The sequence below is a fragment of the Lysobacter sp. ISL-50 genome, from assembly GCF_018612875.1.
Classification (GTDB): domain Bacteria; phylum Pseudomonadota; class Gammaproteobacteria; order Xanthomonadales; family Xanthomonadaceae; genus Lysobacter.
In genome coordinates, this window is the sequence record NZ_JAGGRI010000046.1 from 33,076 (window position 1) to 45,238 (window position 12,163).

At 68.1% G+C, this 12,163-nt stretch carries 8 protein-coding genes; 5 read left to right on the forward strand and 3 right to left on the reverse strand.

Annotated elements, in window-relative coordinates; translation table 11 throughout:
• Positions 1-26: 26 nt before the first annotated feature.
• Positions 27-2,204, reverse strand: a complete 2,178-nt coding sequence (uvrD, locus tag J7J50_RS22065) for a DNA helicase II (protein WP_215059904.1) — start codon at positions 2,202-2,204, stop codon at positions 27-29.
• 62 nt (positions 2,205-2,266) lie between these two features.
• Here uvrD and J7J50_RS22070 point away from each other — a divergent pair, with 62 nt between their 5' ends.
• The gene (locus J7J50_RS22070; protein ID WP_215059902.1) at positions 2,267-3,286 is read left to right on the forward strand and encodes a hypothetical protein; all 1,020 of its coding nucleotides are present in this window, start codon (positions 2,267-2,269) and stop codon (positions 3,284-3,286) included.
• 140 nt (positions 3,287-3,426) lie between these two features.
• On the opposite strand, the gene J7J50_RS22075 is transcribed toward J7J50_RS22070, so the two are convergent.
• The gene (locus J7J50_RS22075; protein WP_215059900.1) at positions 3,427-4,095 is read right to left on the reverse strand and encodes a TIGR00645 family protein; all 669 of its coding nucleotides are present in this window, start codon (positions 4,093-4,095) and stop codon (positions 3,427-3,429) included.
• A gap of 272 nt (positions 4,096-4,367) precedes the next feature.
• On the opposite strand from J7J50_RS22075, the gene J7J50_RS22080 reads away from it, so the two are divergent.
• From J7J50_RS22080 to J7J50_RS22095, 4 genes are all read left to right on the forward strand, one after another.
• Positions 4,368-5,078 (forward strand): glutathione binding-like protein, encoded by a 711-nt coding sequence (locus J7J50_RS22080; protein ID WP_215059898.1) that lies wholly within the window; start codon positions 4,368-4,370, stop codon positions 5,076-5,078.
• A 94-nt stretch (positions 5,079-5,172) separates the two neighbouring features.
• The gene (locus J7J50_RS22085; RefSeq protein ID WP_215059941.1) at positions 5,173-7,464 is read left to right on the forward strand and encodes a S9 family peptidase; all 2,292 of its coding nucleotides are present in this window, start codon (positions 5,173-5,175) and stop codon (positions 7,462-7,464) included.
• Between the two features lie 40 nt (positions 7,465-7,504).
• Complete coding sequence (locus J7J50_RS22090; RefSeq protein ID WP_215059896.1) at positions 7,505-7,933, forward strand: cytochrome c oxidase assembly factor Coa1 family protein; 429 nt, start codon at positions 7,505-7,507, stop codon at positions 7,931-7,933.
• Positions 7,934-8,036: 103 nt separating this feature from the next.
• The gene (locus tag J7J50_RS22095) at positions 8,037-9,914 is read left to right on the forward strand and encodes a DUF885 domain-containing protein (protein ID WP_215059894.1); all 1,878 of its coding nucleotides are present in this window, start codon (positions 8,037-8,039) and stop codon (positions 9,912-9,914) included.
• A gap of 159 nt (positions 9,915-10,073) precedes the next feature.
• Here J7J50_RS22095 and J7J50_RS22100 read toward each other — a convergent pair.
• A partial coding sequence (locus J7J50_RS22100; protein ID WP_215097564.1) for a serine hydrolase domain-containing protein occupies positions 10,074-12,163 on the reverse strand: 2,090 nt, incomplete at its 5' end.

A 12,163-nucleotide genomic window follows, 5' to 3' on the forward strand; every position in this document is an offset into this window, starting at 1 on the left:
ATTCCCAATTCCCGCCTCAACCCGCCTCACCCCGCCTGCAAATTCGCATAAGCCAACACCAGCCACTTGCTGCCGGCATCGTCGAAATTCACCTGCACGCGCGCATGCGCGCCGCTGCCTTCGTAGTCGGTGACGGTGCCGCTGCCGAAGGTGGGGTGGCGCACCTGCGAGCCCAGCTTGACCGGCGGCGCCTCGATCGAGGCGTGGCCCATGTCGCGGCGCGGCGCGCTGTTGAACATCGGCCGCGATACCTGCACCTTCGGCCGCACTTCGTTGAGCAACGAGGTCGGGATTTCGCGCAGGAACCGCGACGGCGTGCCGAACATGTCCATGCCGTGGATGCGCCGGGTCTCGGCGTAGCTCAGCACCAACTTCTCGCGCGCGCGGGTGATGCCCACGTAGGCCAGGCGCCGCTCCTCTTCCAGGCGTCCGGATTCTTCCGTCGAACGCGCGCTCGGGAACAACCCCTCTTCCAGCCCGCCCAGAAACACCAGCGGGAATTCCAGGCCCTTGGCGCTGTGCAGGGTCATCAGCTGCACGCCGTCTTCGCCGGCCTGGGCCTGGCCTTCGCCGGCTTCCAGCGCGGCGTAGCTCAGGAACGCGATCAGCTCCGGCATCGCCGCGGCATCGTCTTCGTCGCTGCGGGTGAAGCGCGAGGCCACCGACACCAGTTCGTCGAGGTTCTCCGTGCGCGAATCGAGCTGGCCGCGCGATTCGTTGGCGTAATGCTCGCGCAAGCCCGAGCGTTGCAGGACGTGGTCGATCTTCTCCTGCAGCGGCATCTCCACGACATCGCTTTCCAGCGTATCGACCAAGGTCGCGAAGCCGGCCAGGGCGTTGCGCGCACGCGCGGCCAGCACCGATTCCTGCGATACCCGGCGCGCGCCTTCCCACAGCGGCACCGCGTCGGCGCGGGCGCGCTTGCGCACTTCGTCAAGAGTGCGCTCGCCGATGCCGCGCGTGGGCGTGTTGACCGCGCGCTCGAACGCGGCATCGTCGGCGCGGTTGGCGATCAGGCGCAGATAGGCCAGGGTGTCCTTGATTTCGGCGCGCTCGAAGAAGCGCTGGCCGCCGTAGACGCGGTACGGCACCTGCTCGGACAGCAGCGCTTCTTCGTAGGCGCGCGATTGCGCGTTGCTGCGGTAAAGAATCGCGACGTCGCCGTGACTGCCGCCGTCGCGCACCCACTGGCGCAGGCGCTCGATCACGAAGCGCGCCTCGTCCATTTCGTTGTAGGCCGCATACAGGTCGATCGGCTCGCCGTGGCCGGTGTCGGTCCACAGCTTCTTGCCCAGGCGGTCGGGGTTGTGCGAGATGACCGCGTTGGCGGCGTCGAGGATGTTCGCGCTGGAGCGGTAGTTCTGCTCCAGGCGGATGGTCTGCGCGCCGGGGAAATCGCGCAGGAAGCGCTGCACGTTCTCGACCTTGGCGCCGCGCCAGCCGTAGATGGCCTGATCGTCGTCGCCGACCACGAACACGTGGCCGCTGTCGCCGGCCAGCACGCGCACGAAGGCGTACTGGATGGCGTTGGTGTCCTGGAATTCGTCCACCAGGATTTCGCGAAAGCGCGTGCGGTAATGGGTCAACAGGGCGGCGTTGTCGCGCAGCAGCTCGTGCGCGCGCAGCAGCAGTTCGGCGAAATCGACCAGGCCGGCGCGTTCGCAGCGCTCCTGATAGGCCTCGTAGCAGCGCAGCATCACATCGGCCCAGTCGTCGCCGGCCGGCTGGATGTTGCGCGGGCGCCGGCCTTCGTCCTTCTGCGCGTTGATCCACCAGGTGATCTGGCGCGGCGGGAAGCGGGTTTCGTCGAGTTCCAGCGCCTGCACCACGCGCTTGACCAGACGCAGCTGGTCGTCGCTGTCGAGCACCTGGAAGCCTTCCGGCAGCTTGGCCTCCTGCCAGTGCAGGCGCAGCAGGCGATGGGCCAGGCCGTGGAAGGTGCCGATCCACATGCCGCGCGCGCCGCGCGCCAGCTGCGCGTCCACGCGCATGCGCATTTCGCCGGCGGCCTTGTTGGTGAAGGTCACCGCGAGAATGCCGTGGGTCGGCACGCCGTAGACTTCGTTGAGCCAGGCGATGCGATGGGTCAGCACGCGGGTTTTGCCGCTGCCGGCGCCGGCGAGGACCAGATAGTGGCCGGCGGGGGCCGAAACGGCCTCGCGCTGGGCCGGATTGAGTGCGTCGAGCAGGTGCGATACGTCCATCGGGTTATTGTACCGGCCCGGATGCGGGAACCTTCCCGCCGCGACGGGTTCCAATCACGACCATGACCGTTCGCGCCCTGTCGTTGCCGACTTTGCTGGTTTGCGCCGCGCTCGCGGCGAGCGCCGGCCCTGCGCGCGCGCAGCCGCCGTCGGCCGCGGACGACGACGCCGGAACCGCCGCGCGCGGCGATGAACGCGTCATCCGCGCCGGCGACACTCGCCTGCACGTGATCGTCGAAAACGCCCCGAGCCGGCTGCGCGCCGACGAACTGCAGCGCTGGCTGGCCGAATGCGCCAACGCCGCGCTGACCGCGTTCGGCCGCTTCCCCTTGCACGACGCGCAGGTGCGCATCCGCCTGGTGCCGCGCCGCGGCCGCGATTCCAGCCCGGTGCCGTGGGGCCAGACCGTGCGCGAGGACGGCGTGTCGGTGCTGCTGTACGTGCGCGAAGACGCCGGCATGGCCGAGCTGCGCGGCGACTGGACCGCGGTGCACGAGCTGTCGCACCTGTTCCATCCCTACCTGGGCGACGACGGCCGCTGGCTCGCCGAAGGCCTGGCCAGTTATTACCAGAACGTGTTGCGCGCCCGCGCCGGCCTGCTCGACGCGGACGAAGCCTGGCGCCGGCTCGACGGCGGATTCCAGCGCGGCCGCCGGGTCGGGCCCGGCGCGCGTATGGACGAGGTCGGCTGGAGCCGCGGCAGCACCATGCGCATCTACTGGGCCGGCGCGGCGTTCTGGCTGGACGCGGACGTGCAGTTGCGGCGCGAACACGGCACCGACCTGGATCGGGTGCTGGGGCGTTATTCGCAATGCTGCCTGGACAGCGACTCGCGCCTGGAGCCGCGGGAATTCATCGCCGCGCTCGATCGCGCCGGCGGCCGCGGCGTGTTCGCGCGCCTGTACCGGCGCTATGCGGCGATGACCGGATTTCCGTCGCAGGACGCGCCGTATCGCGCCCTGGGCATCAGCGAGAGCGACAAGGACACGCTGCGTTTTTCCGATGACGCCGACGCGGTGCGTCTGCGCCGGGCGATCATGGCCGCGCCACGAACGGATACTGGGCCGGCGAAAAGCGATTAACCGCTTCGCTACCGCTTATGTGGGAGGGGCTTCAGCCCCGATGCTTTTTTATCCGAAGCGTTGTTCGCGCACGGCAGCGGCTGAGAGAAAAGCATCGGGGCTGAAGCCCCTCCTACAAAAGAATCCGAAGCGTCTCGTGGTCAGTGCGCCTTGGCCGGCGCCTTGTGCGCGGCGCTCATCAGCTTGTCGGTCATCGCGATGCCCAGCGCCGAGACGATGAACAGGAAGTGGATGATCGACTGCCACATCACGCCTTCCGCCGTCACTTCGCTGCAGCGCGCCAGCTTGGCCGTCTCGGCGACGCTGTTGGCGGCCGTCGCCACGCCGCTGGCGGTCATCGAGGCGATCGCGCGCGCCGCTTCGTAAGCCTCCGGCGTGCCGCACAACGGCAGGCCCAGGTTGCCGGCGCCGATGAAGGTCTTGAGCAGATGGATCGAAGAGATGCCGATGATCGCCATCGCCAGCTTGACCTTGAGCACGCTGGCGTTGACGTGGCTCAGCCACTCGGGCTGATCCGGATGGCCTTCCAGGCGCATGCGCGAGACGAAGGTCTCGTAGCCGCCGACGATGACCATCACCAACAGGTTGGAGATCATCACCACGTCGATCAGGCCCAGCACGATCAGCATGATGCCCTGCTCGGTCAGGGTCGCCGCGTCGTGCACCAGGTGGATCAGTTCCTTGACGAACTGGAACACGTACACGCCCTGGGCGACGATCAGGCCCAGGTACAGCGGCAGCTGCAGCCAGCGCGAGCTGAAGATCAGGGCCGGCAGGGGATTGAGTCGGGTGATCTTGGGATCGGTCATGCGGAACTCGGAACTCGTTGAATGGGAAGGCGATTCCCGCGAGGCGGGGGTCCAAGAGTAGCCGGGCCGGGACGACATCGCCATGTCGGGGCGCGGCGCGGATTCAGTTAATGCGCGCGCGGTCGCCGCTTTCGCCGCCGATTCGCCCCGTCGCGGGCCGATCCCGCCGGCGCGCGCCGCGCCCCGCGGCACACGCCATTCCATCGGTACGCCCCAGCCGCGCGCGGGGCCGTGCTTACACTGCCGGCTTTCCCCTGCCGAGCCCCGCGCCCATGATCGACCTGCACTATTGGCCCACGCCGAACGGCCACAAGATCACCTTGTTCCTGGAAGAAGCCGCTCAGGCCGGCGCCGCGCTGGCGTATTCGATCAAGCCGGTGGATATCGGCGCGGGCGATCAGTTCAAGCCCGATTTCCTCGCGATCTCGCCGAACAACCGCATGCCGGCGATCGTCGACCATGCGCCGGCGGACGGCGGCGCGCCCGTCAGCGTGTTCGAGTCCGGCGCGATCTTGCAGTATCTGGCGGAAAAGACCGGCCTGTTCGCGCCGGCCGACCTGCGCGGCCGGGTCGCGGTCGGCGAATGGCTGTTCTGGCAGGTCGGCGGCTACGGCCCGATGCTGGGCCAGAACCACCACTTCAACCGCTACGCGCCGGAAAAGGTGCCCTACGCGATCGACCGCTATCAGCGCGAGACCGAGCGCCTGTACGGTGTGCTCGACCGGCGCCTGGCCGGGCGCGACTACATCGCGGCCGATACACTCACCATCGCCGATTTCGCCTGCTACCCCTGGACCCGCGAACACGAATGGCACCACGTCGATCTGGCCGCCTACCCGAACGTGCAGCGCTGGCACGACGCGCTGAGCGCGCGCCCGGCCTTCCAGCGCAGCTACGAAATAGGCAAGGTATACCGCGCCGACAAGACCATGACCGACGAGATGCGCCGCCATCTGTTCGGTACGCCGGCGCCCCAACCCTGATCCAGCACCCGCCGCCGGACCGCGTTCCGGCGGCAGCAACGGACCCATCGCCCGCATGAATCACTCCCGCCGTCTCGCCGTTTGCCTGCTCGCCATGACGCTGACCGCCACTTCCGCTCTCGCCGCTTCCCCCTCCGCCACGACGGCCGCGCCGGCCGCCGGCAAGCTGACCCTGGACGCCCTGACCGGCGACGCGCCGTTGTCGGGGCCGAGCCTGGTCAAGCCCAAGATCGCGCCGGACGGCAGCCGCGTCGGTTTCCTGCGCGGCAAGCAGCGCGACCGCAATCGCCTGGACCTGTGGGCCTACGACATCGGCAGCGGCAAGACCACGCTGCTGGTCGATTCCGACGACGTGCTGCCGGGCGCGGAAGTGCTCAGCGACGCGGAGAAGGCGCGGCGCGAGCGCCAGCGCATCGCCGCGCTGTCGGGTATCGTCGATTACCAGTGGTCGCCCGACGGCAAGCGCCTGCTGTTCCCGCTGGGCGGCGAGCTGTATCTGTACGACCTGCAGAAAACCGGCAAGGCCGCAGTGCGCAAGCTCACTCACGGCGAAGGCTTCGCCACCGATCCCAAGCTTTCGCCCGAAGGCGGCTTCGTCAGCTTCGTGCGCGACCGCAATCTGTGGGTGATCGATCTGGTTGACGGCAAGGCCACGCAGTTGACCCGCGACGGCAGCGACACCATCGGCAACGGCGTCGCCGAATTCGTCGCCGACGAGGAAATGGACCGCCACACCGGTTATTGGTGGGCGCCGGACGATTCGGCTATCGCCTTCGCCCGCATCGACGAAACCCCGGTGCCGGTGCAAAAGCGCTACGAGGTCTATCCCGATCGCACCGACGTGGTGCAGCAGCGTTATCCGGCCGCGGGCGATCCGAACGTGCGCGTGCGCCTGCTGGTCGCCAGCGTGCGCGATCGCGAGATCGGCGTGTGGCCGCTCAACGCCGACGGCAGCAAGGGCGCGCACGGCAAGCGCACCTTGCCGGCCGGCCAGACCACCGAGATCGATCTGGGCAAGGAACAGGACATCTATCTGGCGCGGGTGGATTGGCGCGATGCCGATCACCTGACCTTCCAGCGCCAGTCGCGCGATCAGCACAAGCTGGAGCTGATCGAAACCGATCTGCAGTCGGGCCGGCAACGCAGCCTGGCCAACGAAACCTCCAAGACCTGGGTGCCGCTGCACAACGACCTGCACTTTCTCAAGGACGGCCGCATCCTGTGGAGCAGCGAACGCAGCGGTTTCGAGCATCTGTATCTGCTGTCGGCCGACGGCCGCGAATCCACGCCACTGACTTCGGGCGAGTGGCCGGTGGACAGCGTGCTCGCGGTCGATGAAGCCGCCGGCCAGGTGTATTTCTCCGCCGGCAAGGACACTCCGACCGATGCCCAGGTGTATCGCGTGCCGCTCGCCGGCGGCGCGATCGAGCGTTTGTCCAAGACCGACGGCATGCACGCGGCCAGCTTCGCCAAGAACGCCAGCGTCTACGTCGATGCCTGGTCGAATCCGCAGACGCCGCCGCAACTGGAGTTGTTCCGCAACGACGGCAGCCGCATCGCCGCGCTGGTCGAAAACGATCTGGCCGATCCCAAGCATCCCTATGCGCCGTATCTGCAGGCGCAGCGTCCGATCGAGTTCGGCACGATCAAGGCCGCCGACGGCAAGACCCCCCTGCACTACAGCCTGATCAAGCCCAGCGACTTCGATCCCAACAAGCGTTACCCGGTGGTGGTGAACGTCTACGGCGGCCCGGCCTCGCAGACGGTGAAGCGGGCGTGGGCGCCGGACTTCAATCAGTACCTCGCGCAACGCGGTTACGTGGTGTTCTCCATCGACAACCGCGGCACGCCGCGGCGCGGCGCGGCCTTCGGCGGCGCGCTGTATCGCAAGCAGGGCACGGTTGAGGTTGAAGATCAGCTTAAAGGCGTTGAATGGTTGAAGTCGCATTCTTGGATCGACGGCGGGCGCATCGGCGTCTTCGGTTGGTCAAACGGCGGCTACATGACCCTGATGCTGCTGGCCAAGGCCAGCGACCAGTACGCCTGCGGCGTCGCCGGTGCGCCGGTCACCGATTGGGGCCTGTACGACAGCCACTACACCGAGCGCTACATGGGCTTGCCGAAAACCAATCCGGACGGTTATCGCGAAGGCCGCGTGCTCGAACACCTGGACGGGCTGAAGTCCAAGCTGCTGCTGATCCACGGCATGGCCGACGACAACGTGCTGTTCACCAATTCCACCGTGCTGATGAGCGCGTTGCAGCAACGCGGCCAGCCGTTCGAACTGATGACCTACCCCGGCGCCAAGCACGGCCTGCGCGGCCGCGACAATCTGCACCGTCTGCGCCTGACCGAGGATTTCTTCGAGCGTTGCCTGAAGCACTGACGCGCGAATCGTCCCATCCCAGCGAAAGGAAGCCACCGCGATGAACAGCGAATACCGCAAGCCCTGGGTGCAGCGCCACTGGATCGTGCTGCTGGTGTTGGCCGCCGGCGTGATGACGGCGCTGATGATCGGCCTGGGCGTGATGACCGTGTACTCGCTGATGACGACGCTGAAGCGCTCGCCGGTCTACATCGAAGCGATGAACAAGGCCCGCGCCAGCACCGAGCTGGCCGCGGTGCTGGGCCGGCCGATCGAGGAACCGCAGTGGATGGTCGGCGCCAGCCAGCAACAGGAAGGCGAGGGCCATGCCTTCTTCGTCATCCCCGTGCACGGCCCGAAGGGCAAGGCCGACGTGCATGTCGATGCGGACTTGCACGACGGCGTGTGGACCTTCAGAACCCTGCGCGCCAAGCCCGAGCACAGCAACCAATTCATCGATCTGCGCGAGGCCGACTCGGCGACGCGCTGAGCCGCCGCCGCCGGCGCGTGCCCGCCGGCGCATGACCTTCGGGGCTTGGCCGGCGCGCGCGCCGGGCCGATGCTGGCCGCTTCAGTCCATCGGGTCATCGCACATGAAGCCGCTCGTTCTCGCCGTCGCCCTGGCGCTGTCAGCGCCCGCCCTGCTCGCCTGCGCGCCCGCCGCGGCCGCGCAAGCCGTCCCCGCCGCCAAGCCCGCCGCCGCCAAGGCGGTGCCGGCCTGGGTCGCCAAGAGCGACGAATACACCCGCATCCTGATCAAGGCGCAGGCCGACTTCGCGCCGGAAGGCTTCTCCTTCTTCGGCATTCCCGGTTACGACGACAAGGTCACCGACCTCAAGCCCGAAGTTAATCAGCGCTTCCGCGCGGCGATGGCGAAGGCCAAGAGCGAGCTGCAGGACAAGCTGGCGAGCGAACGCGACGCGAACGTACGCCAGGATCTGCAGATCCTGATCGGCTCGATCGACAACACCGTCGAGGGCAGCGAGCTCAACGAGAAACTGATGCTGCCGTGGTTCGACGCGCCGCAGACCGTGTTCTCCGGCCTCAACGGCCTGCTCTCGGACCAGACCCCGCCCGAACGCCGCGCGCTGGCGCTGGCGCGTCTGCAGGCCTATGTCGGCCAGGCCCCGGGCAGCACGCCGCTGACCCAGCTCGCGCGCGAACGCTACGAAGAACGCCTGAGCGATCGCGCCCTGCTGCAGCCGACCCGGCTGGAAGTGGAGCAGGCGCTGGCGAACGTGGACACCTACGTCGAAGGCATCCGCAAGCTGTTCAAGAAGTACGACATCCAGGGCGCCGAGCCGGCGCTTAAAGCGATGCAGACCCAGCTGACGGATTACGGCAAGTGGGCCCGCGCGAAAGTGCTGCCCAAGGCGCGCACCGACGCGCGCCTGCCGCCCGAGCTGTATGCCTATCAGCTCAAGCAGTTCGGCATCGACATCGATCCGCAGCTGCTGATCCGCCGCGCCCAGGTCGAATTCATGGAAACCCGCGCGGCGATGCGCCAGCTGGCGCCGCAGGTCGCGCAGGCCAAGGGCCTGAAGGTCGCCGATCCGCACGACTACGTCGCGGTGATCCGCGCGCTCAAGCGCGACACCATCGCCAACGATCAACTCGAATCGCGTTATCGCAAGGTCATCGACGCGATCGATCCGATCATCCGCGCCGAGCGCATCGTCGATGTGCCGCAGCGGCCGCTGGTGATGCGCCTGGGCAGCGACGCCGAATCGGCGGCGCAGCCGGCGCCGCACTTCCTGCCGGCGCCGCTGGTCGGCAACACCGGGCAGCAGGGCCAGTTCGTGCTGCCGGTGGCGGTGCCCAACGCCGGCGGCAAGGCCCTGCATTACGACGACTTCAACTACGAATCGGCGGCGTGGACGCTGTCGGCGCACGAAGGCCGTCCGGGCCACGAACTGCAGTTCACCGCGATGGTCGAGCGCGGCATCTCGCTGGCGCGCTCGATGTTCGCCTTCAATTCGGTCAACGTCGAAGGCTGGGCGCTGTACGCCGAAGCCGAGATGGTTCCCTACGAGCCGCTGGACGGCCAGCTGATCGCGCTGCAGTTCCGCCTGCTGCGCGCGGCGCGGGCGATCCTCGATCCGATGCTCAACCTCGGCCTGACCGACCGCGTCAGCGCCGGCAAGGTGCTGACCGAGCAGGTCGGTTTCTCCGAAGCGATGACCAAGCAGGAACTGGATCGCTACATGTTCAATGCGCCGGGCCAGGCGGGCAGCTATTTTTACGGCTACAGCCGCATCCTGGAACTGCGCATGGACACCGAGCTGGCGCTGGGCGATCGCTTCGACCGCTTGAGCTTCAACAACTTCCTGCTCGACCAGGGCCTGCTGCCGCCGGCGCTGCTGGGCAAGGCGGTGCGCGAGGACTACGTGCCCAAGCTCAAGGGCACGGAAAAGGGCAAAGGCAAGAGCAAGGCCAAGAGCAAGGCCAAGAGCAAGAACAAGGGCAAGTAACCGCGCGCCGCGTTATCCGGTTCGCGCAACGACAAGGCCGCGGCGATTGCCGCGGCCTTGTCGTTTGCGATCGATGGCGGTGCCGGTTTCAGTCCGAAGGCGGCGCCGATGCGCGCGAAGCGGCGCACCTAGTATCGGATCATCGCCACAGGGACCAACTCAGTACACCAGCGACCACTGCATCGTCTTCAGCGCGAACACCAGCCACACCACCGCGATGCAGGCCACGGCGATGGCCAGCGCGCACGCGCGGCGCAGCCGTCGCACCGGCGCGCTCCAGGCGGCGCGCAGGTTGAGCGCGGCGATCACCGCGGTGGCGATGCTCAACAGGCCCAGCAGTTGCGCGATCCGGATCAGCGGATCGAGGCTGCCGTCCAGCGAGCGCACCGATACTTCGGTGCGGCTCAGTATCCAGACCCACAACAGCGCCAGCAGCACGTTGCCGCTCAGGCCGATGAAGGTGAGCAGGCGCAGATCGCGTTCGCGGCTGTCCAGCAGCAACGGACGCTGGGTGCGGTGGCGCACCAGCGCGGCGACCGGCCACAACGCCAGCGCCAGCACGTGCGCGATCGCGGCCAGGTACAGCAACGGCAATATCCAGCCCGGCGAGCGCCACGCCGGCACCGGCTGCAGCCACATCGCCGCGGGCACGTCGTCGCTGCTGACCGCGATCACTTCGTTGTCGATCACCTTCGCCGCGAGGCGGCTGTCGCCATCGACTTCGCGCCACAGGTACGGGCCGATCTCGCGCCAGCGCTTCACCCGTCCGTCGGGCTTGCGCAGCGACGACACCGATACGGTCTCGTCGCTGTTCAACTCGACGACGGAGGTGGCGAACAAGCGCCCGATGGCGAGGAAACTGCCCGAGGACTGGCGGCTGCTTTCGTAGCGCCCTTCGATCTGGCGGCCGTGCAGATACGCGGTGACCTGGGTCGGCGGCGGCGGTTCGCGCGCGGGGTAGTAACGCCGCAGCAAGCCGTCGATCAGATCGCGATGCAGGGCGCGCCCGGCGCGCGCCGGGCCGGAGGCGGACACGAACACGCCCAGCTTGTGTTCGGGCAGCAGCACCAGATCGCTCTGGAAGGCTTCGGTCGCGCCGCCGTGGCCGAGCGTGATCGGGCCGTAGCTGTCGTGACGGAAAAAGCCCAGCGTCATCGCATCCAGTCCGGGGATCGGACGCACCAGCGTGTTCTGCATCGCCTGCGCGGTGTAGCCCTGCAGGATCATGTCGTTGCGGTAACGCCCCTGGTCGAGGTGGGCGATCATGAAACGCGCCATGTCCTCGCCGGTGGCCGACAGGCTGCCCGCCGGCGCCGGGTTGACCAGTTCGAACGGAATCGGCGGCGCGCCGGGGGCGACGTAGCTTTTCGCCATGTCCGCGGCCAGACCCTTGGGCAAAGGCTGGCGGAAGCTGGAATGACGCATGCCCAGCGGCGCGAAGATGTGTTCTTCGACGTAGTCCTCGAACGGTTCGCGGGCGACGCGCTGGACGATGTAGCCGGCCAGCGCCACGCCGTAGTTGGAGTAAGCCGGCACTTGCCCGGGCGGATAGATGCGCTGCGGCTGCACCGCTTTCACGTAGTCGCCCAGCGACATCAGCCGCGAGGGCTGCGCGGCGAACAGGTGCTTGCTCGATTCCTCGAACCCGGCGCTGTGCGTCATCAGATGGCGCAGCGTGATCGCCTGGCCGTACTCGTCGCGGATGCGGAAATCCAGATAGGTGTTGATGTCGGCGTCGAGATCGAGCTTGCCGCGTTCGACCAACTGCATCACCGCGGTCCAGGTGAACAGCTTGGAGATCGAGCCCGGCCGCACCAGGGTGCGCGCGGCGTTCATCGGCTTGCCCTGTTCGCGGTCGGCGTAGCCGTAGCCCTTCGCCAGCAGCACTTGCCCGTCCTTGACCAGCACCACCACCGCGCCGGTCAGGCCGCCGCGCGCCAGCGCCGTGGGCACCAGACCGTCGATGTAGGCCTCCGCGTCCGGCGAACTGACCGGCGGAATCGGCGCGGGCCCGGTCGGGGCGACCAGGATTTCGCCCAGGCCGCTGCCGCCCGGTTCGGTCGGCAGGGGCGCGATGGGCGCCGACGCGACCGGCGAGGGCGCCGGCAGCGGCCGCAGTTCTATCGGCGCGGCCTCGGGCGCGGGCGCGGCCAGCGGATCTTTCGGCGCGGTTTCGCCGGCGCCGTCGGCGATCGGCGACGCCGGTTTCACCACGCCGCCGGCCAGCGGCGCGATGTAGGGCGCGGCGC

Excerpts from the sequence above, each read along its gene's own strand:
- J7J50_RS22080 (WP_215059898.1), top strand. The coding sequence starts at position 4,368 with ATGATCGACCTGCACTATTGGCCCACGCCGAACGGCCACAAGATCACC.
- J7J50_RS22095 (WP_215059894.1), top strand. The coding sequence starts at position 8,037 with ATGAAGCCGCTCGTTCTCGCCGTCGCCCTGGCGCTGTCAGCGCCCGCC.
- uvrD (WP_215059904.1), bottom strand. The coding sequence starts at position 2,204 with ATGGACGTATCGCACCTGCTCGACGCACTCAATCCGGCCCAGCGCGAG.
- J7J50_RS22090 (WP_215059896.1), top strand. The coding sequence starts at position 7,505 with ATGAACAGCGAATACCGCAAGCCCTGGGTGCAGCGCCACTGGATCGTG.
- J7J50_RS22085 (WP_215059941.1), top strand. The coding sequence starts at position 5,173 with ATGACGCTGACCGCCACTTCCGCTCTCGCCGCTTCCCCCTCCGCCACG.
- J7J50_RS22075 (WP_215059900.1), bottom strand. The coding sequence starts at position 4,095 with ATGACCGATCCCAAGATCACCCGACTCAATCCCCTGCCGGCCCTGATC.
- J7J50_RS22070 (WP_215059902.1), top strand. The coding sequence starts at position 2,267 with ATGACCGTTCGCGCCCTGTCGTTGCCGACTTTGCTGGTTTGCGCCGCG.